This is a genomic window from Filimonas zeae, assembly GCF_014641615.1.
In the GTDB taxonomy this organism is placed as follows: Bacteria; Bacteroidota; Bacteroidia; order Chitinophagales; family Chitinophagaceae; genus Filimonas; species Filimonas zeae.
Window position 1 is genome coordinate 1,085,310 of record NZ_BMIB01000002.1, and the last position, 21,155, is coordinate 1,106,464.

The 21,155-nt window shown below is 44.1% G+C and carries 20 protein-coding genes; 7 read left to right on the forward strand and 13 right to left on the reverse strand.

Annotated elements, in window-relative coordinates:
• Nucleotides 1-129: 129 nt before the first annotated feature.
• From IEY13_RS11070 to IEY13_RS11080, 3 genes are all read right to left on the reverse strand, one after another.
• Nucleotides 130-795 carry a response regulator gene (locus IEY13_RS11070; RefSeq protein WP_188952035.1) on the reverse strand — a complete coding sequence of 222 codons (666 nt, stop codon included), beginning with the start codon at nt 793-795 and terminating at the stop codon, nt 130-132.
• Entirely contained in the window at nt 788-2,449 is a 1,662-nt protein-coding gene (locus tag IEY13_RS11075) for an ATP-binding protein (RefSeq protein ID WP_188952036.1), read from the reverse strand. The genes IEY13_RS11070 and IEY13_RS11075 overlap by 8 nt, the downstream gene beginning before the upstream one ends.
• Before the next feature lie 99 nt (nt 2,450-2,548).
• Nucleotides 2,549-2,710, reverse strand: coding sequence for a hypothetical protein (locus IEY13_RS11080; protein WP_188952037.1), 162 nt, complete (start codon nt 2,708-2,710; stop codon nt 2,549-2,551).
• 357 nt (nt 2,711-3,067) lie between these two features.
• On the opposite strand from IEY13_RS11080, the gene IEY13_RS11085 reads away from it, so the two are divergent.
• Complete coding sequence (locus tag IEY13_RS11085; RefSeq protein WP_188952038.1) at nt 3,068-4,108, forward strand: hypothetical protein; 1,041 nt, start codon at nt 3,068-3,070, stop codon at nt 4,106-4,108.
• 71 nt (nt 4,109-4,179) lie between these two features.
• Here IEY13_RS11085 and IEY13_RS11090 read toward each other — a convergent pair whose 3' ends face one another.
• Complete coding sequence (locus IEY13_RS11090; protein ID WP_188952039.1) at nt 4,180-5,070, reverse strand: hypothetical protein; 891 nt, start codon at nt 5,068-5,070, stop codon at nt 4,180-4,182.
• Between the two features lie 1,111 nt (nt 5,071-6,181).
• Here IEY13_RS11090 and IEY13_RS11095 point away from each other — a divergent pair.
• Nucleotides 6,182-6,646 carry a hypothetical protein gene (locus tag IEY13_RS11095; RefSeq protein WP_188952040.1) on the forward strand — a complete coding sequence of 155 codons (465 nt, stop codon included), beginning with the start codon at nt 6,182-6,184 and terminating at the stop codon, nt 6,644-6,646.
• Nucleotides 6,647-7,168: 522 nt separating this feature from the next.
• On the opposite strand, the gene IEY13_RS11100 is transcribed toward IEY13_RS11095, so the two are convergent.
• Nucleotides 7,169-7,582, reverse strand: a complete 414-nt coding sequence (locus tag IEY13_RS11100; RefSeq protein ID WP_188952041.1) for a hypothetical protein — start codon at nt 7,580-7,582, stop codon at nt 7,169-7,171.
• A 254-nt stretch (nt 7,583-7,836) separates the two neighbouring features.
• On the opposite strand from IEY13_RS11100, the gene IEY13_RS11105 reads away from it, so the two are divergent.
• On the forward strand, nt 7,837-8,766 hold the full coding sequence (locus IEY13_RS11105) for a phosphodiester glycosidase family protein (RefSeq protein WP_188952042.1): 930 nt from the start codon (nt 7,837-7,839) through the stop codon (nt 8,764-8,766).
• Nucleotides 8,767-8,853: 87 nt separating this feature from the next.
• On the opposite strand, the gene IEY13_RS11110 is transcribed toward IEY13_RS11105, so the two are convergent.
• The 3 genes from IEY13_RS11110 to IEY13_RS11120 are packed head-to-tail and all read right to left on the reverse strand — an operon-like array spanning nt 8,854 to nt 12,945.
• Nucleotides 8,854-10,086 carry a DUF4374 domain-containing protein gene (locus tag IEY13_RS11110; protein ID WP_188952043.1) on the reverse strand — a complete coding sequence of 411 codons (1,233 nt, stop codon included), beginning with the start codon at nt 10,084-10,086 and terminating at the stop codon, nt 8,854-8,856.
• 9 nt (nt 10,087-10,095) lie between these two features.
• A complete protein-coding gene (locus tag IEY13_RS11115; protein WP_188952044.1) occupies nt 10,096-12,276 on the reverse strand; it encodes a TonB-dependent receptor in 2,181 nt (726 codons plus the stop codon).
• A gap of 9 nt (nt 12,277-12,285) precedes the next feature.
• The gene (locus tag IEY13_RS11120) at nt 12,286-12,945 is read right to left on the reverse strand and encodes a hypothetical protein (RefSeq protein ID WP_188952045.1); all 660 of its coding nucleotides are present in this window, start codon (nt 12,943-12,945) and stop codon (nt 12,286-12,288) included.
• Between the two features lie 182 nt (nt 12,946-13,127).
• Between IEY13_RS11120 and IEY13_RS11125 the strand changes: the two genes are divergently transcribed.
• Nucleotides 13,128-13,658: an RNA polymerase sigma-70 factor gene (locus IEY13_RS11125; protein ID WP_188952046.1), complete on the forward strand. Its 531-nt coding sequence runs from the start codon at nt 13,128-13,130 to the stop codon at nt 13,656-13,658.
• Here the strand turns inward: IEY13_RS11125 and IEY13_RS11130 are convergent.
• Nucleotides 13,655-13,999: a hypothetical protein gene (locus tag IEY13_RS11130; protein ID WP_188952047.1), complete on the reverse strand. Its 345-nt coding sequence runs from the start codon at nt 13,997-13,999 to the stop codon at nt 13,655-13,657. The genes IEY13_RS11125 and IEY13_RS11130 overlap by 4 nt on opposite strands.
• 85 nt (nt 14,000-14,084) lie before the next feature.
• On the opposite strand from IEY13_RS11130, the gene IEY13_RS11135 reads away from it, so the two are divergent.
• A complete protein-coding gene (locus IEY13_RS11135; RefSeq protein WP_188952048.1) occupies nt 14,085-14,759 on the forward strand; it encodes a hypothetical protein in 675 nt (224 codons plus the stop codon).
• Between the two features lie 21 nt (nt 14,760-14,780).
• Here IEY13_RS11135 and IEY13_RS11140 read toward each other — a convergent pair whose 3' ends face one another.
• Nucleotides 14,781-15,452, reverse strand: a complete 672-nt coding sequence (locus IEY13_RS11140; protein WP_229687825.1) for a DNA alkylation repair protein — start codon at nt 15,450-15,452, stop codon at nt 14,781-14,783.
• Nucleotides 15,453-15,552: 100 nt separating this feature from the next.
• On the opposite strand from IEY13_RS11140, the gene IEY13_RS11145 reads away from it, so the two are divergent.
• Nucleotides 15,553-16,284 (forward strand): EcsC family protein, encoded by a 732-nt coding sequence (locus IEY13_RS11145; protein WP_188952049.1) that lies wholly within the window; start codon nt 15,553-15,555, stop codon nt 16,282-16,284.
• Between the two features lie 62 nt (nt 16,285-16,346).
• Here IEY13_RS11145 and IEY13_RS11150 read toward each other — a convergent pair whose 3' ends face one another.
• Together IEY13_RS11150 and IEY13_RS11155 are read right to left on the reverse strand one after the other, a co-directional pair.
• The gene (locus IEY13_RS11150) at nt 16,347-16,856 is read right to left on the reverse strand and encodes a hypothetical protein (RefSeq protein ID WP_188952050.1); all 510 of its coding nucleotides are present in this window, start codon (nt 16,854-16,856) and stop codon (nt 16,347-16,349) included.
• Between the two features lie 109 nt (nt 16,857-16,965).
• Complete coding sequence (locus IEY13_RS11155) at nt 16,966-17,583, reverse strand: hypothetical protein (protein WP_188952051.1); 618 nt, start codon at nt 17,581-17,583, stop codon at nt 16,966-16,968.
• 193 nt (nt 17,584-17,776) lie between these two features.
• Between IEY13_RS11155 and IEY13_RS11160 the strand changes: the two genes are divergently transcribed.
• Nucleotides 17,777-19,693 (forward strand): beta-N-acetylhexosaminidase, encoded by a 1,917-nt coding sequence (locus tag IEY13_RS11160; protein WP_188952052.1) that lies wholly within the window; start codon nt 17,777-17,779, stop codon nt 19,691-19,693.
• A gap of 70 nt (nt 19,694-19,763) precedes the next feature.
• On the opposite strand, the gene IEY13_RS11165 is transcribed toward IEY13_RS11160, so the two are convergent.
• Nucleotides 19,764-21,146 (reverse strand): hypothetical protein, encoded by a 1,383-nt coding sequence (locus tag IEY13_RS11165; protein ID WP_188952053.1) that lies wholly within the window; start codon nt 21,144-21,146, stop codon nt 19,764-19,766.
• Between the last annotated feature and the right edge of the window lie 9 nt (nt 21,147-21,155).

The following is a 21,155-nucleotide window of genomic DNA, read 5'->3' on the forward strand; positions in this document are numbered from 1 at the left end:
ACCCGTAGGCTGGGCATTGGTAGAAACGTAATACTTCATAGCGCTTTGTTTATTATTGTGCGTTAAAAGTAGTCTCCCCTTAAAACCTAATTATACGGAAAACCGTAAGCAGGAATTATTATCTGCTGCTTATATAATACCCATATCCTTACAAAAAGCAACCAGTTGCTCGTTCTTGGAAAAGCCAAGCACTTCTCTTATATAAGCCAGCCGCTTTTCCAGGCTGCTTAATCCCGAGGGGCGTATTTTATTTTCTGCCAGATAAGCGGGTATATCTTTCTGATGCATGCCTTCTGCCAAACGGGATATAACCATAATATCGTATTCGGAGAAGTCGTGCGTATTCTTTTGTTTAATCAACTGGGTAAGATGTCTGGGAAAATGGCGTTGATGCCGGGAAACAGCTTCTACGGCTGTTACCAGTTCTTTGGCATCATGTCTGGCTTTACGTACATAACCATCAATATCCAGCTGCTGAAATAACATCTCAATAGTGGCAGCGCGGTGCTCTGCAGAAAACACAATTATTTTCAAGTCGGGCTGTATCTGGCGCACCGCAGGTATAAGCGTAAGGCCGCCGGTTATTTTCTGTACATTGGCATCTTCTTCAAAAGACAAATCAGTAATAAGTAAGTCATAAGGCTGCCCTTTCTGTATAGCCATCTGCACCTTAGCAAAGGCGTCATCACAATAGTAAACGTAATGCGGGTCTGCAATACTCAACTCCTCCATCGTCTTCTGCACAGAAATATTTGTGCTTTCATGGTCTTCGGCTATCAGTACCTTTTTAATCATGTGTGTATTCTATTGGAAATGAAATCAGAATCCTGGTACCTTTTACAGCACCCGTATCAAAAGTAATTGTGCCGTTTAACCCCTGAATACGGTTTCCCGTATTGGTTAATCCATTTCCTGAAATATTACCGGCAGGCAACCCTACCCCATCGTCGGTATAAAGAATATTCACCTGATTATTTACCTGCTCAAACCGTATTACCACATTATCCGCATGGCTATGCTTTTTCATGTTCACCAGCAACTCCTGTAGTATATGCCGCACTTCTGTTTTTGCACGGGCATCTACCTTCTGCCACAAGGCTTTGTTATTGCCCACACCCATTACCTTGGTTTGCTGTGTAGCAAAAGTTTCGAACAACCCGGCCACCGCTTCCTGAAAATCCGTTTCCGCTGTTTCCGTATGCTCATAAGAGATATCGCGGGATTGTTCATACATCTCTTCTATCTTATCCAGCAGGCTTTCTTTATCAATTACTTCCTGATGTTCCACTTCCACCATAATACGATAGAGCCCGTTCGCTACTACATCATGCACCTTCTGCGAGGTTTTCAGCTGATGCTCACGAATGGCATTCTGCGCCCTCCACTCCAGCTTCCGTTTCCTTTTCCGGTACCAGCCCCATGCGTAAAATAATATCAGCAACACGCCACCTATTACAAACCACTGCTGTATAATCTGAAGCTTTTTATCGGCATTCTCCTTCTGTAATTCCAGATTCTCGGCTTTGTTTTTCTCCGATTCATAACGGATTAAGGCAAACTGATTTTTAGCGTTACTCCTGGCCGTTTGCGTACTATCGTTCAGATACTGATAGCGGGTAAAATATTGTTTGCTGCTGGTAGCAGTACTCAATGCTATTAATTTCTGCAGGGCCTCCATTTCATCATCCGCACTATTGAGCTGGCGGGCAACCGTATACATTTTATGGGCATATATCAATGCCGAATCAGGGTGAGAACGGGCGTAATAGTCAGATAAATGCGCATAACTGGCATTTTGCCCCCACGCATCCTCCTGCTTCAGCCTGATACCCAGGGCAGACCAGAATTCCGGCGCTGCATTGTAAGCGGGCTGTTGCAGCCATTTTGTTCTGGCCCGGTTAGACAAAAGCCGTGCATACACTTTGGCATCCGGCACAGGGTTACCTAAAACAGAATCGTAGAGTGCTATCGCCCTTTCAAAGTCTTTTTTCTTCTGCCAGGCAAGCGCCTTATTATTCAGAAACACCAGTTTATAGTCTTCATTCTGTGCAAACTTCAGTGCCAGATTATAATACCCGATAGCAGCCTCGTAATTTTTCAGATTCAGACTGGTACTTCCCAGTTCATTGAAATCGGAAGACAAGCAGTAGTGATCCCTTTCCCTTCTTTCATCCAGATACTTTAGTGAGGTTAACAGACTTTCCTGACTTCCAAAATAATCTCCCGCATCGGACTGAATGGCTGCCATATTATTATAAGCCATAGCAACCAGTAAACTGTCTTTAGAATGTTGTACTACACGGGTAAAATAATAAAAAGCCGAATCATTCTGCCGGTATATAAGCGACTCGGCTTTAGCATAATCCGGCTCTCTTACCACCGGAGGTATTGCTTTTTTTTGTTGACAGGCAAACAGGCAAGCCATTAGGGCTATTACGTACAGGCGCATTTTTTCAGGGCTATTTAGCCTAAAAATAAAAAAATAGCCTGTGATTAACACCAGGCTATAAAAAAGAAAGGCAAGCTAATGCCTGCCTTTCGTATGTTTTTATATCTGCGGTTTGGGAGGAAGCGGTGGATTCGGCGGCACATGTCCTGTTTCGCCGCCGGTATCCATGGTACTTACCGGTGCACCATTATTACTATTTGTATTACCGTTGTTGTTGGGGCACACCAATGCCATAAAGAGCGCTATAAAAATGTGTAACATTTTAATTTAATTTAATAAGTATGAAAAAATGGGTGCGGCCAGGTTCCGGGCACTGAACCGCGGGAGAGGTAAGAAGCGCTTCTTACATGTTTGGGAAGAGAGAAGGCATTGATTGCGAAGACTTGTAAACGTTTCCCAGGCCGGTTATTCACCTTCGCTTTCTCTGCTTATTGCGTAATCAATCTGATCAGATAAACCGCCGATCAACGCGGTGTGTTTTGATTACAAAGCAAAGGTATAGCGGCCCAAGAGGCTGATTAGCAAACGATTCCGATATTTCCGGTAATTCCTGTACAATTCCGGAAATACCGGAACGATTCCGAAAATTCGATTAGCTTTACTATTATATTTCTTGAAATGTATCCTGATTATCTATCATTAGTCATTGAGGAGTATGAGATGAAACTGGCACAGAATGCCATTTCTCAACGATTGATAAACCCTACTCGTGCAAGTCTCCGCGACGAGTGCCTGGAAGTGTGTCACCATCGCTATCAGAAGAAAGATGAAGGCTGCTTAGCAACCTTTTTTGGTTTACAGAAGGACCATGCCTCCTATTTAAAGGCAATAGAAATGCACGACATTGAGAAATTCAAACCGCTGATTAATTACTTAAATAAACTTAAAACCGGTAAAGCCAGTACCGGAAAAAAGAATATTGAACTGTTAGCCTGGCTGATTGATTTTGAAGACAGGCCTTTTATTCTCGGAAAAGTTTATAAGGAAAAAGCAAAGCAAAGTGGGAAAGAACAAGAGAATACGGAGGAAGAAATTCCGGTATTACCTGGCGGAGTAGCAGAAGATGAAAGAAAGACTGACCCCAATAGCGACGGACATCAAGCAAACAAAATAGCTAAACAGCAGGATATAGTTGAAGAAGATAAGAAGGCAGAACCAGACGCCTCACCTGAACCAATACGGGAACCCGTAAAAGAAACCAGTGGAGGAACAACAAAAACAGGAGATGCCCATTTAATAGAACCTGTAAAATCCACTATTACTTTTAAGAAACAACGGATAACTATATTAGCAATTGTACTTATATCATCTTTAAGCCTGGGAGGTTATTGGTTGGGAAATAAAAACAGTACAAAACCCGTATTAACCGGCCAGGAAGGTTGTATGTATTGGACAGGTGACCACTATGAGCAAATACCCTGTAATCAGAAAATGGATGGAGTGCTGGTGATAGCGCTGGATGCGGAAAAACTAACGCATTTCAAAAAGATAACGAACACAGATACCATCACATCAAAGTCTAAAGGATGGGTATGGTATACTAAAATAGACAATGTGGTAGAATTTTTCACATCAGATGGTTACCACCCCATCCAATATGAGAGAAGGTTAAGGCCGGTAACAGATCGCATTATAGATAGGTATGTTCAACGCAAGTAAGTTGTAAATAAAACAAGCGAACTGCGCAATTTTCCTGCACCATCCGCTTGTTTAATTTGACTTATCCGAAACTAATTGGTAGTAAAAACCGGCACCTTTATAGTTTTAACAGTCAATGGTGTTTTAACCTGCACCCTCTCCATAGTAGCCTTTTCTACTATAGCCACCACCTCAATCATTATCTCTAAACCATAACTGGGACTCGGATTTTTGAAACCCAGAAAATAAGTACCTTGATTACAGCAGCTATTAACCTTCACAACCCCTGACATAACATTCAAGCGGGTACCCTCAGCTATATATTTCCATTTCTGCTCCTCCTTTCTTTCAAAAGCCTGAAAATATTCGGTAGGTAATAAATAGACATCGCAGTAATCAGCGCCCGGCGGTTGACCAAGCATATTAAGAGCTATAGATAATGGTCCACCACCAGCAAGCATTTTTGATAAAGTAGAAAAAAGTTTCATCTGATCTTTTGTAGCCTGAACATTGGCCTTGTTCCTCGTAGCAGCAAATGTGTAATACCATTCTACCGTGTTAGCTGGCAAAGTTATCGGGAAAGTAATGCGTGACTTTCCAGTACTAAAGGTTGCATTCAATCCGCCATTCAGGTAATGATTAATTGGAGTCTGCAACGCCACAGCTTCAAAACTTGCATTTGTTTTTTTATCTGTATAACTTATTAAAAAAGAAGTATCCTGTTTTGTCATCCATGCAACATTTCTGCTAAAACTAGCTGGTGCTTCCGAATCGGGCACACATTTTAATATAAACTTACACTGCCTGTCGAAAAGGTGATTGGTAGTTACGGAGATTTTATAGATAGAGGTTCTGGGTATTTTAAGCTTCACCCCCTGTAAATTCTGAACATTATTATTGGTATACAAAATGGATTTTGATTCGTAGTCCGTTATCGAAACAATCTGAGTTCCCTTCTTATTTTCTGTAGCAAAATAAGGCATAAGATGCAAACAGCATCATTGCAGCAAGGGCAATATTCTTCATTTTATTTAGCAGGGTTGTTTAAAGCAAAATACATATTTTAAAAATATAAAAAACTAAATCTATAGAATAAGGGAAACCGGAATATCAGGAATGACATATAATTTAGTACAGTATATAATGCTACCTACTAAAAAACGAACTGAAGCTCTACCGTATCCGAGAAGAAACAAATCAATGTAATTACACTGATAAGTACTGAGAAATATTTCATCCCACCATCCCCCAATTACTTTCCCGGGTATCTATTATAATGGAGCTTCTGTTTTTACACACAAACAGTATAAACACCGCAATAACAGAGGCAATCGACTCCTGTTTTCAATAGAAATACAATTCAAAAATAGTTGCAACTATTACAGAAAGAAATACCTAAACATCGGTAGTTACAGCAGTAGTATTACTGATCATTTTACCCTATGCTAAAATGAATATTATCGCAATTCTGCTTACTATCTGTATGAAATCAGTAATGGCTTATTTCCAAAATGGTAATAGAATACCAGGCAGTACTCACCCGAAATTATCCGAACTGGCGACTTTTTCTTCACAATTTATTTCCTCACCGTGTACTATCGCGACAAGTTTTACAGCTATAAAATTCATCCCCACATATGTGGCGACGAGTTTTACATGTGTGAGGATCATCCCCACACAAGCAAAACAGGGCTATACTAATGGAGAAGCAAGTTTCCCAACTGTTAAAATGGCCACCGCATATCCCTTGAGGTATTCATATATTATATGGATCAAATTCCCGAACCAAACATTGATGTAATTACATCAAAATAGCAGAAAAATATTTCTCAATACCATCCCCCATTTTACCTTTTCAGGTATCTATTATAAAGGGGCTTCTGTTTTTTACACACAAACACCATACACACTCATCTCCCCAAAAACACTGGTAATTATAATTACTCTTACAGGCCATGGCAAAACCTTTTTCTCCGTTTACCCAACCCGGCCTAACAGAAATACCTAAACATGGGTAGTTTACAGCAGTGGTATTATTGATAATTTTACCCTATGCTAAAAATGGTTGTTATAGCAAGTGTAATCACAATCTGTATGATACCGGTAATGGTTTATACCCAAAACGGCAAAAGCGCCGACAGCCTTTTTATGGTAAAAAGCTACCTGCAGCAAATACAACAGACAGCAGAAAATAAACAACTTACAACCGAAAACTGCATTAACCGACTGAACGTATTAATACAACAGGGAAGCTGGTACCAGGAAGTACTTAGCAGAAACACTGGCCCCGCGCTGCAAAACAATAGTCAGGAACAAAACAATCTGATACAGCAATACCGGTTTATTATACAGTCAGCTATTTTATACAAAACCGATCTGCGCAACAACAGCAACCAGCCCGGTAGCAACAGCAACGAAGAAGTCCGGTACCTGAAACAACATATACCGCCGCTGATTCATAAAATAAATCAATACGCCGGTTATTTGAAACAGAAGCGGGTATCTTTTATTTCATTATTAAGGTCGGATTTTCCGGATGCATTGATTTTTTCTTCGTAATTACTATCAAATTTTCAGTTATCGCCAACCACTTTTCCGCCAGCAGCACAATATTCTCTCTACATACAACCGGATATTTAGCAAGCCAGGTAAAACAATGAGCGGGCAACAACAATTATTTCAGAAACAAAAAATAAAAATCCGGCAACGGAAAATAAAAATTGGTTACCGGATTTTTTTTCTCCGCTAACGGAATTTTATTTTCAGGTAACACAAAAAATTTATCCGGCAACGGAAAATAAAAATTGGTTACCGGATTTTTTTTCTCCACTAACGGAATTGTATTTTCGGGTAACACAAAAAATTAATCCGGCAACGGAAAATAAAAACTGGTTACCGGATTTTTTTTCTCCGCTAACAGATATTTATTTTCAGGTAACACAAAAAATTTATCCGGCAACGGAAAATAAAAACTGGTTACCGGATTTTTTTTCTCCGCTAACAGATATTTATTTTCAGGTAGCACAAAAAATTTATCCGGCAACGGAAAATAAAAATTGGTTACCGGATTTTTTTTCTCCACTAACAGATATTTATTTTCAGGTAACACAAAAAAATATGGGCAACATTATTGGCTATTTCTACCTTATGGGAAAAAGCTACCTGCAGCAAAGAACATATCAGTTCAGCAGCACCTGGAAAGAAAGCCTTAAAGTAATAGTGCTTTCCTGAAGTCATATAAACCAATGTATCATTCCTCCACTTTAAAATACCCAGCCCAATGGCTACGTTATCGGACGAATCAGCTGTATTGCTTTTGCGTACCTCATGTTCAAAATAATACACAGTATCGCTCAAGCGGATAAGAGATAACTCCAGTTTACCCAATCCGGCAATTGTTTTAACATATACACCAGACCTGTCAGGCATTTTACCTCCACCCTTACAGGCAATACTGAAGTAAAAAGCGGGAATGAGTATTAGTAAGACTTTCAATGAATGTAGATTATTACAAGCAGTAGCCCCCGAAAACACAGAATCAATGTAATTACATTAATAAAAAGTAGAAAATATTTTCATCAGGCATCCCCCATTTTCCTTTCTCAGGTATCTATTATATGAAGGCGGGCATCTGCATAATAATATAATAACATGCGTTTGGCCAGGACTCTAACCTATCTATTGTAAAACTGTACCTAAATTAGCCCCTCTTAAACGCCTTTTCAGCATCAGTCCAATAGCCTTTCAAGATGAAAAAAAGCATTTTCGCCTCTTTATTGTGTAGTATTTGTTTCTCCCTTTTTGCACAAAATGATTCAATAACGCTTACCAACGTCAACTGGACGGTTAAAAAGCTTGCAAAGCGTGTGCAATGGAAGAGCCTTCATATTACCGGCAACCAGCTGTTTAATGCCAATCAGAACATCAACGTTATTGAAATATCCCCCAAAGCCAGAAAAATACGGCTGGCTGTGGCCTACTCCGATTCATTAGATAAAACCTCTACCATAGCCATGCAGCACAATGCACTAGCTGCAATCAACGGCTCTTTCTTTAAAATGCGCGGTCCCGATCCGGATCACACTTCCGGCAATACGGGCAAGCAACGGCTGGAACGTTCTTACATGGGCAAAAACCGTTCGGTGGTATATATGCGTGTAAACGACAGCCTCATTGCGCCCCATGTATGGCGTAAAGACAGCACACGTCAACGCAACCAACAGGGTGTGGTTGCGATTTCGGGTAAAAAGAACCTTTCTGTTTTAACAGCAGACTCCGGTAATATAAACTGGGAAACAGAACTGGTAGCCAGAGACATCATGTCATCTGGCCCGGTAATGATTATAAACGGCCAAAACAGCACCATACCTAATGATGACTTTTGTAACGACAGACACCCACGTACAGCCGTAGGTAAAACATCAAACGGAACAATCATATTACTAACCGTAGACGGCCGCGCAAAAGAAGCAGCAGGCATGAGCATACCTGAATTGCAAAAACTAATGCGTTGGCTGGGTTGCACCGAAGCACTTAACCTGGACGGCGGCGGCTCTACCACCCTGTATATTAAAGGACAACCAGATAACGGTGTGGTTAACTACCCTACCGATAACAAACAATTTGACCACGCAGGTGAGCGGGAGGTAGCTAATGCAATTATATTGTTAGGTAAATAACCTTTACTAAATGCATACGCAAAACGGGCTGCCTCCCGCCAGGGAAAGCAGCCCGTTTTGCAATTGGGTAAGGATTAAAGCCCCCTGTTAATTAACAGGATGCGGTGCAATCAGCTGCACCTGTACATAACCGCCGCCGTCCAGCGCAAGGCCTTTTTTAAAGGCATTGGCATCGCCCGCAGGGTCAAACTCATAAATGAAAGCATCACCATCAATAGGGGCAATACCAGTATAATATTTGTTATTGAACACCAGGGGAAAACGCACCATACCTACAGGGCTTAATGGTGTATTCATTACCGTAACGGTTTTGTTACGCAGGTCCATTTTAATAACCTGGGCAATGTTTTTATAACGGTCGCGCAGTGAGGTCATATCTGCTTCGTACTGTACGGTACCAAAGGCAATGCCGTTGCTTACATAGTTCATACCCATCAGGCAGGCTTGTTTGCCAACAGGGGTAGTGATATCAAAGAAATAGTCCTGATCAAACTCAGCAGCACCTTTTTTTATACGTACCACGCCAGACTTACCACCGGTACCCGTCCAGTATTTACCGGCGCTTACTACAAAGTAATGGTTACCTTCTTCGTCTTTATCCAGGGTATGCAGGTAATCGTAGCCAATACCGCCGGAGGTAACATTGGTTTTAATCACTTTCATGTTGGTCATAGCAGGATAATCGTATACCAACGCCTGCACACCATCTGCTACGTAAGATTTGGCATTGTTATCGTAAAAATAACCGCCTATAATAAACTTACCATTATCTACAAAGCCCTTACCCAGGTAGTATTCTACACCGGGTGTGGCAGGCACACTCATAGTACCTTTATCTTTTACCACAAAGCGGGTGGTAGAAATGCGGGCCCAGCCCACTACACCGTTATTACCTTCGTTAGCGCCCAGCACCAGCAGCGTGGTGTCATCCACCACATTCAGCGACTGAAAATAGTTAGGTACTACACCATCGGTAAGTATATAGGCTTTTTGTTGAATGCTGCCATCTTTATGCATTTCAAACTGAATAAACTTTTTCTCCGGCAGGTTCATCAGATATACATATTGTTTGTGGTGCAGATAGCGGGAGCCCTGTACTTCAATACCCTTTCCTTTAAAAGTAAGTGAGCCTTCCATAATAGCAGGCACAGAAGCAACATACTGATCATCGCCGTTGCCCCAGGCAGCAATGGTAAAATGCTGATCGCTGCTGGCTCCGGGTGTGCTGTCGTTTTTGCTGCACGATAAAGTACAGGCGGCAAAGGCCAGCGCTGCAAAAGCGCAGGCGGTAATAGAAGTTCTTTTAAACATCTGCTTCATAATAATCATTTATTGGTTGTGCTTTACTTGACTAAAAAAATAGCGTATCTGAACACTGGCAAACTTGCCCGGCTTTTGTAACAGGTAATTATCGTACACCTGCTTATTCAGCAGGTTTCTGCATTCCACGGTAATGCTACAGGCATTACCGGGAAAGGCATATGTAATACCTGCATCCTGCACCCACTGTTGCGGAATGCGCTTTTTGGTGGCAGGATCGCCCAGGCTGGGCCAGTTAAGAAAATAGCTTTGTACAAAGTGGGTGTTTACATATACCGATATACGGCGTTTACCGGCAGCAGCGGGGGTATACAGCCTCACCTCTGCATTGGCCATTACGGCAGGCATATTCTTCATACGGTCGTTATATACAATATTCCGCGCACCCGAGGTGGTGTAGCGCTGGCGGTTGCGCACATCCTGCCAGGTAGCGTTGGCAGATACCTCTAACCATTTTTTGTTAGTGTAAGCAACCGACGCTTCTATGCCCATGCTTCTGAGTTTGTTGATATTCTCGTACCGGGCAGTACCAAACAAATCGCCCTCGCCCAGCCAGATAAGGTTGCTGGTATTGCGGAAGAACACACCACCTTCCAGGTTCAGTTCCTGCTTGCCCAGCGGAATGCGTTGTATATAGGCCGCGTTCATATTCAAACTGCGCTCGGGTTGCAGCATAGGTGCATTGAGTATGGTATTACCATCGCCCAGTAACTCCTGCGCTTCGGGTAACCGGGAGGCATTTTCTACTGAAAACTTAATCTGCCGGTTGGCATCTGGTTTTATTACGGTACCATAGCCCACACCCCAGGTGTGTTTGGAGGTACGGTAGGTAATCAGTTCTTTCTGCTGACCACCGTTATAATCATATACATTGGCTTCAGCCGTGTAGGCAAAGCTTTTTACAAATACGCTGTTGGTCCATTTACCATTCAGCAACTGTGCCTGGTACGATAAACCGCTGATGATTTTGTTCAGGTGCTGCGGCTCGCGAAAAGGGATTGTCCACTCCGCCCTGGCAATGGCATCACTGCCTTTACGGGTGGTAAAACGGGCATTGGTGTTAAGGCTGATGGTATGGCCACTCAACAGCTGGTAACCCAAATGCGCTACGGCCATTCGGGTATGATCGGTAAAAGTGTACAGCGATTTTTGTGCGCGAATGCCATTCAGCTCGCCATTTACCCCGCTGGTAATTACCGCGCCTGCCCAGTTGTATTTATTGGAGCCGGTATCTATGGTACTACCTTCCACCCGGTTTAAAGCAGCAAACAAATCTACCTGCAAACCACGCACCAGCCAGTTCTTTTTAGCATACCGGATAGATGGCATCAGCAGCTTTTCTTTATACCGCACATCACCATATATAAAAGCCATGGTACGGCCTGTTTGTATGCCTTTATGCTGATGGGACAGGGTAAACGACAGCAACAACTGATCGGCCCAGGCAGTGTTGGTAAACCCCGCTTCTACCCTGCCGCTAATGGCCCGGTAATCATCATTAAAACGCCGGTACTTATGATTGCCTGCTATAGGCCGCCCGTTTTCATCTGCCACTTCCACTGTATTACCCCATACCTGATAATTGTTATCAGAATGGTTTACCCAACCATTGGCTGACAGCGTAAAGCCGCTGCGCGGCGTATACCATTTACCGGATACAGCTGCCCGATGGGTATTGAAAGAGCCGTAGCTGTAAGAGGCATCCAGAAAGCTATATACATCTTTACGCGTAATAATATGCACCGCACCGCCCAGCGCATCGCCACCCAACTCTGCCGGGGTTACGCCTTTATATACTTCTATACGGTCAATAACATTTACGGGAATATTGTTAATGCTGAACGTACCACCCATGGTTTCCATAGGAATACCATCTATAAAAAACTTAACCGCTTTACCAGATAGTCCGTTAATGGAATATTCAAAAGCAGACCCCATGCCGCCACTTTCGCGTACCCGCATACCCGGCAAGGCATCCAGCACCCGGTTTACATCGGCATTACGGTTGCGCAGCTCTTTGCCGTTTACTACCGTTACCGGAAAAGCCACCTGCTTTACGCGCTCCAGTGTGCGCGCCGCCTCTACCACCACTGCCGCACCGGCTGCAGGTAGTGAAGCAGTATCGTTCTGTGCCCATAGGGGCATAACAAAGAAGGACAGGATACACCATCCGGTTATACGAAGCAACATGCTTGTTGATTATAGTTTAAAACGCTCTGTAAGTCGCGCGCTGAACGAGCGGGGAAGCCCATCGCGCAGTTCCTGTTGGGTAGCGGATATTAAATGATATTGCTGATCGGTCATAGCCAGATACATTTGCCCGCGGTTAAGCGAAACAACATCACTGCCTTCATTGCCGGGGCAATGCTGCTGATCGCTGTTTACCTGTAACCGTACTGCTACACCGGCAGCGTTAACCACCGATACTGCGCCGCATAACTGCACCTGCCCCGGCGTATTGCCCCAGAATGGCAGCGTAACCGTACAACTGCTATTGGGTTGTACGGCAAACTGCAGATTGCCTATATGCACGGTAGACACCGCAGCGCCCAGCCGGTTATCTATGGTAATGGTTTTATGAAACAGACCCGAAAAGGTTTTACCCGTAAGCACTGCCAGCAACATACAGGCCGCAGCAGCTATACCGGTATACCGCAACATCAAACGCCGCCGCCTTGTTTGCTGCATAGCCTGGGCTATGCCCTGCCATATCTCCTTTTTTACTACCGGCGCATCTTCCACCTCGTTCGTATTGCTTATTGGCAACACTTCCTCTGCATGAAGCCAGGCCTCTACCGCTGCACGCTCTTCGGCGGTGCAGGTAGCACTGTGATATTTTTTCAGTAACTCTGGCGACATATTCAGCTTATTGCACTACTGAAGTTGCGCAACGGTTCCGTAACCCTACATGCACTTTTATCTTTTTTTTAAATGGATTTCTTTTCCCGATTACTCAAATCATTTTTCCTTTTTGCGTAAACCCGCAGGCTGATTCGCAGACTATTATTGCCGCATTCAAAAAAAAGTGAGATCAGAGGTTAATGACACAAAGCGCCGGCATCCGTATTACAGAAGAAGTGTTTGTACAGGCGTACGAAACACACTGGCGCGACCTGTATGTGTTCTGCAACAAACACGTAACAGATACAGAAGTATCTAAAGAACTGGTGCAGGAAATATTCATCAGCCTGTGGGAAAAGCGGCACAACCGCGTAATAGAAACCACCCTGAAAAACTACCTGTTCAGCGCGCTGAAACTGAAAATACTGGAATACTATCGCAAGCAACAGGTGCGCGATCAATACGTGGCCTATAAAACCACCACCGCCACCCCACCCGTAAACCACACTGAAAAACAGATACACTATAACGAATTACAACACGCCCTGCACACAGCTATACAGTTGATGCCCGAAAGAAGCCGGGAAGTATATTTGTTAAGCCGGGAAAACGGTATGGACAATAAATCTATTGCAGCTACCCTGCTGATAACAGAAAAGGCCGTGGAGGGCAATATTACCCGTGCACTGGCCTTTATAAGAAAGAAGTTGCGATTGTTTAATGATAATTAATGCTCTATCACAAAATACTCCCCATTACCATCCAGATAATCTTCCCGCTTTTCTATTTTACGATAGCTCTCCAACACATCATTACGCAGAATAATATCGAACTCTTCCTCGCCTACCACGCAGCCCTGGGGGCAGTGTTCAACACCTAAAACGCCGTACATTTTCACCAGCTTTTTGCCGGGTGCACCAATATCATACCTTTCGTTAAACCATTCCAGCTTATCGCCGATCCGATAATCTAACAACCAGGTATGAGCGTATTTAAATTGAATACCTGCTTTATACCGCGTACTACACGAAGCGCAAACAACCTCAACAATCAAATTATTAAACGTTCCCATAATAGGTACCAATTTAGTGTGAAAAACGAAAGAGCATGCATAAGAAGAAACGCTATTTTTGTTCATAACCCTTTGTAGTGTTATTATGAATAATGATTTTGAAACTTTTAAATCCAACTGGCAAAGATTCAATCCCGGAAACACTCCTGAACTGGAAGCCCGGATGCTGAAACAATATCAGCAATACCTTCAGGATCGGGCTGACATGGATGTATTTGAACCGGTAAATGAAGGGGATAGAAGAAGCCGCCTAAGTAACTACGATAAAGAGTTGCAGGCATTCCTGCAACCCGATGCATTAACCTCTATACCATTCTACTACCTTATACAGCCCTCTTTTACAGGAGAAAGCTTATTAATACTCGAACAGCATGAAAAAGAGTATCAACTCACTTATCTGGAGCTAAGCAAAAACTATTTTCAGTTTATCTACTATCAAAAAAACGAAGAGCCAGTTAAAACGATAACACAACGTGAACTGAGCAAGCCGCTGGGTGACAGATTAATGACGTTATTGGGAAAAAATATCAGGCAGGCCAGGAACCCGGACGCGCAAAGAATAGTACTGGACGGTACACAATACCGCCTGAGTATGATGATAGATGGAGAACCAAAGCAGGTTTTTAAACATTCCCCATCTCCTGATTCTCAAACCGGCCGTATTATTGATCTTCTTGATAAACTGGTTAGTTATACAAAAGATAGAATTTACACCATAACAGCTATAGAGCTGGCGCTGTACGAACTGGAACAGCAATAAAATGCTTCAAGAGCCAACGGATTACTTCTGCCTGCTCACCATTTCATTTATCCATATAGGCGCAAACGGTGAAGTACAGCCTTTAGACACCGGATAATCCCGGTAAATACCCAGTTTTTCACCAATAGCCAACGCACGTGCCCGGTGTTCAGGCATATTAATGCCAATCTGCGCCAGTGTGGTATTCATAGTCCATTGCACCTCCGGTGCAGCTTTGGGCATCTCCTTTTCAATGCGGTCTAATATTTTTGAGGGGTTCAGCCCTTCCGGGTCGCGGGCCATGCGGCCTGCGGTAAGGCTCCAGCCCGCACGGGCTGCCCATACATTATCAGCATTCATCCAGTCTTCGCGCAGGGTTTCTTTCTCCGGATGCTCTTTCAATATATAACTGCTGAACCAGTCAGCCACCCAATGAAAGTCGATGGACCGCACCATTGCATCCAGTTGCTGTGCAGACAGCTCTTTAGGCTTCATAATCAGCATAGCCAGCAGTTGTGCTTCTATATATCCGGTATTCCACAATTCCAGCGCCAGCGGGTGATTGGTTTTTAGCTTTTTGGCAATAGCGCGTATGTCACCCATTTTAACACCAAACTGATTATCTCCGGCACCAGCCTTTGCATTAATGGCCCGCATTTTTTCGTTGCCAAGGGCGGCCAGTTGCGCCAGTATTTCTTTTACCGTCATATCCATAAACTTGAATAGTACAATATATGTACTTATAAATGGTGCAGCAAGTTGCATCGGCAAGGCCAGCGAAAATTAGCGTAACTTACAGCAAAGCCGCAACACCATGTCTATCCTATACAACCAGCAGGCCCTAAAAGAACTAAACACCTGGCAAAAGAAAATGCGTAGTAAGCCCGGCATTTTCAGCCGCCTTTCTAAAAAAGCACAAAACAAACTCAACAGCCTGATACCTGATAAAGTACACAGTGCCATAACGGCCACCATAAAACAAATGGTGCGCGGTGTATTGTTTGGGGCTACGTATACCACATCCAACGCCAAACCTTATTCCTCCCTGGAAGCCGTAGAAGCCGCTGTACAGGAAAAGATAAAATTTTACCGGAACACGGCGGCGGCAGAAGGCGGCGTTACCGGTGCCGGAGGGCTGCTACTGGCGCTGGCAGACTTTCCTATTCTGCTGAGCATTAAACTGAAGCTGCTTTTTGATATAGCCAATGCTTATGGCTTTTCTACCAAAGACTACCGGGAACGCCTGTTTATACTGCATATTTTTCAGCTGGCTTTTTCCAGCCAGGAACACCGGAAAAACATTTATGAACAGATTACCCAATGGGATGAAAAAAGCAAAGCGATACCGGAGGATATTCATCAGTTTGACTGGCTGCACTTTCAGCAGGAATACCGGGATTATATTGATCTGGCCAAGATAGCGCAGTTAATACCTGGCATTGGCGCTGTGGTAGGGGTAGTGGTGAATTACCGGCTGATTAACCAACTGGGAAAAACCGCCATAAACGCCTACCGCATGCGACTGCAGGAGCGGCATTTGCTGTAAACTACTGTGCGCACCGGTGGTACGTTATCAGAAAAAACGCTAATAACACTCGGTAAAGCCAGTTAATCTGCCCAAAATCGCTTCTCAATAGTGTAGCCAGCCTTTTTAAAAGCCTGCACCAGCTTTACAGCCAGCGACTCATTGTTTTTCTCGTAAGAAAGATGCACAAAAAGCATATCGCCGGTGTTTTTTTTAACCGCAGCGGTTCCTGGCAATGGATTGAGTATGCTATCCGTGAGTTGTACTGCATCCGCCTTCGTTTCAAAAATCACATTGATGTCTTTTACTATCGCCGTAATCTTACTCAGATCAACCGACTGCGTATGTATATACCATACACTATCATAATAATCCTTCTTCTTCACCGAAAAGCTGAGTATATTGTTCTTAATATGGTAAGGCTGCGTTACCACCAGTGTATCCCCATCGAAAGAAGCGCTCTCCAGCTCGCGTTTGGCCTCACGCTTCAATTCGTCGTTTAAAATTTTTACAATTTGCTGTTGCTGCGAAAAAGCAGCCATACTGGTAAGCAGTAATAACAATGCGGTCAGGAGTGGTTTAGTTAGTTTCATTATTATGGTCATATAAAACAAATGTAACCGAAAGGCTGGGCGCGGCGGATACCCTTATCCAGGTATTTTAGGCGGTGCCGACATGGGTGGGCCCGGTTACTTTAACGGTTTATGCGTAATTAATATTTTCCAGATTAAAGGTAAAGGGTTTTGCATCAGGGCCCGATCCGCCGCCTCTCATAATAATATCCGCGCTTTGAATACCGAGCAAACTGATTTCTGTATCTATTTGTTGAGCAATAGCGGTATCAATTACGGCTCCTTCTTCTAATTGCGAAACTGCACCAATCCAGATAGTAGGTGTAAAGCTAAAACTGGCTTTTTCTTCCGGCAAAATACGATCTATAGCAGCCAGTAAACGCCCATCCTTATAAATTCCGGCGTTGATAGCCCCCTCTGCCAGGTTATTAGCAACTGTAACCGCCTCCGGATTTCCGGCTTCCTGCAAAAGATGAAGCGCATGACCTGAAGGCTCTAATACGAAACTAAACTGATCGCCATTGTTTGCAGCAAGTTTAGGACTGGTATTGCCGAAGCTATCTGTGGCAGTTATCTGATACGACATCGGATATTCAAAAGGATGCGTAAAATCTCTACCACAGTTTTTTATAACCGTCCATGCTATAGCAGGTATATCCCCGGCAGAATTGGTTTTCTGAAATATAACTATCTGTGAGTTATTGGTATCATTAGATTGGTTAATAAAATTGAGTTTAATAGCAGGCATTTTCTAAAGTTATTAGTAATTGAATAATTTATTTAACCAAGATATACATTATTCTCTGGATTACAACGCTTGTCACCTGCCATGAATACATTCTTCATAACTGAGCAAAGCTTTTTCTTTTCTGCAGTGAAAAACAAAATATTCATTAATTTATGGGCTTATTCCACACCTATATAACGAAAAGCCTGACCAAATGCCGAAAAAAAAGCTTTATATTCTATTAATCATCTCTTTTCTGTCACGCGCGCACGCACAAACAGATGGTTCTTTACCAGCCATTATACCGCAACCGGTATCGGTAGTAAAAACAACAGGAACTTTTACCTTGCCTGACCAGATAACTGTAAGCACAGATAAAGCTGCCTTAAACAGCTATGTAGCAGGGCATGTGCGGGACAAACTTACACGCGCCACCGGCAAAAACGTAGTTATTTCCAACGACCGGAGCAATAGCACCATTGTGTTACTGGTGAATGACACTGCCGTTCCGCAGCTGGGAAAAGAAGGCTATCAGTTAACCATACAACCAAACCAGATTACCATACGGGCCAACCAGGCGGCAGGGCTTTTTTACGGTGCGCAAACCCTGTGGCAGGTATTTCCGGAGGCGATAGAAGGTAAAAAAGCCACCACCGGCACACCATGGCAGCTACCCTGCCTGGATATTACCGATTACCCGCGACTGGGATGGCGCGGGTTGATGTTAGATGTATCCCGTCACTTTTTTACCAAAGCAGAGGTGAAGCAGTATATTGATAACATGGTGCGTTATAAATACAACGTACTGCACTGGCACCTGACCGACGATGAAGGCTGGCGTATTCAGATAAAAAGCTATCCCAACCTTACTGATAAAGGCGCCTGGAGTGTGAAGAAAACAGGCAGCTTTGGCTTTTTTACGCCTCCGGCGGCAGACGAGCCACGCACCTACGGCGGATTTTATACGCAGGAGGATATTAAGGAGGTGGTGCAATATGCCCGCGAGCGGTTTGTGGAGGTAATGCCGGAAATGGATGTACCCGCCCACAGCCTGGCTGCCATTGCCTCTTACCCCGAACTGAGTTGCACACCGGGTGCGGATAAATATGTAGTACGATCGGGGGAGCAGATTATGGACTGGTCGCACGGCGCACCGCCCATTGCCCTGGTAGATAATACCCTGTGCCCCGCCAATGAAAAGGTGTATGTGTTTATGGATAAAGTGATTGAAGAGGTGGCGGCGCTGTTTCCTTTTGGATATATACACCTGGGAGGTGATGAAGCCCCTATTAACTTCTGGCAGAAAAACGAAGCCATTAAACAACTGATGCAGCGTGAGAAACTGAAAGATATGCACGCAGTGCAGGCATACTTTCAAACCCGTGTAATGAAGATGGTGGAAAAGCATGGAAAGAAAATGGTGGGCTGGGACGAGATATACACGGCTGGTGTACCCAACAGCGCGGTAATTATGAACTGGCGCGAACAGGATACCGGCATAGCCGCCTCGTTAAAACAATATGAAGTAATAATGACCCCGGCAAAATACGTGTATCTGGATTATATGCAGGCAGATGTTATTACAGAGCCACCGGTATACGCCTCGCTGCGGCTGAGTAAAACCTATGAGTTTGATCCGGTACCTGCCGGTGCAGATGTACGTTATATTAAAGGCGGACAAGGCAACCTGTGGGCAGAACAGGTATACAATATGCGCCAGGCAGAGTATATGACCTGGCCACGCGGATTTGCCATAGCAGAAGCGCTTTGGAGCCCCGGTGGCAGAAAAAACTGGCCTTACTTTATGCAACGCACCGAAGCACATTTTAAAAGACTGGATGCAGCCGAAGTAAAATATGGCCCCGGTGTATACGACCCCCTATTCGGCGTAAGCAAAGATGCAGCAGGCAACCTGGTAGTAAGCCTGAGCACAGAAATAGAAGGATTGGATATGTATTACAGCTTTGACAATAGCTTTCCGGATAAGTTTTACCCTGCGTACACAGCGCCGGTAACCGTACCGGTTGATGCAGTGATGATGCGGGTAATTACCTATAGGAATGGCAAGCCTATTGGCAGAATGCAGCATATGCCTGTAGCGGAATTGAAAAAAAGAGCACCTAAGAAATAAGAGTCGTAATACTGACAATCAGATATAACAAAGCCCGTAGCAGCCATCTGGCAACTACGGGCTTTGTAGTTTAAGGCTTAGCCCACACCGTTTCCGGATACGCCGTATTAATTTCATACTGCTGATATTGAATGGTAGCTTTTTGCCCCCCGGCCGAAACCGCTTCTGTAAAGGGCAGCAGTAAGCCGTCTACCTTTTTCCAGTTGCTGTATACCGAAGTAGACAATACATTACCTGTATTATCTCCGGCAGCCATCAGCTGCGATTCGTTATTGAGTAAAAAAAGATATTGTTTGCCCTGCTGCCCGCCATGAACACTGTATCCGGCCTTTGCAGGTTTTACTTCTTTAATGGCAAGTGCTTCAATTTCCTGTTTACGCAATCCCAGTACACCGGCATGAAAAACAGCCATCATTTCAGCCGCCCTTACGGCAGACAAAGTTCCGGTTTTGCCCTGCTTCCACTGCCAGCCAGCGTTGCCTTCGAGTTGCTCTACCTGTACCAGCTGATTGCCCTTCCGCATTTCAATACGTACGCGGTTACCCGCCACATCTGCAATACTGCGCACATTCAACCCCTGTAAAAGGGCAGTAAACCCAAATGTTTTTACCTGATTCAGTGCTGCACCACCATGCACAGCATTGGCTTTTAACAAAAGTGTTTTTCCATCGGCAGTTTCAGGCACCGGGGTGGCAGCCGGCCCTGTGTTATTTTGCCTGGCGTTTCCTGTAGCAGCTGTATTACGGGAGGCCGCTTTGGGAGGCTCCTCCATAAAATAGATATTACCATCTATTACCGCCATTACCGGATCGCCGGGGCGGCAGAAGAAAGAATGCACAGCAGTTTTGCCGTTTTCATATTTCAGAGAAAGCACGCCTTTGTGAATGGTATAAGTTCCTTTGCCGCTGCTTTCCCGGCTGCTACCACCACCTACCCCGTTGCCGGATATAACGGTAGCGGAGGCGCTGTTGCTGCTGAACCCTCCCTTACCATCAAACAGCAAACCCTGATCTTTGGCAGCGCCCACATAGGTTACCGGGCTGCTGCCTCCGCCGGAACTGTTGATGATACTGAATTTAAAATATCCTTTGGGCACACTGCCATCTACCGGCATTTTCAGCAGCGTACAGCCATCTGCATCAATATCACCATCCTTATCCAGCTTATAACGGATGGTTCTGTTATGCACCTGATAATTCAGGGTGAGGTTGTTACCCTGAATGGTATACTTACCATCTGACCGGGTTTGCCAATCTGCCTTATGCAGGTCGTAGGTAAAACTGCCATCGGGCCTGAAATACACTACTACATCTTCCCGCGTCATACCGCCGCCCATTACCACACCCGGCGTTACACGAACACCGGCATATACACCATTTAATGTTTTGGATTGTGCCCGCGCAATAGCGGAAAGTAATAATGCCACACAAAGAGAAGTGAGGATATTCTTCATAGCGGATGG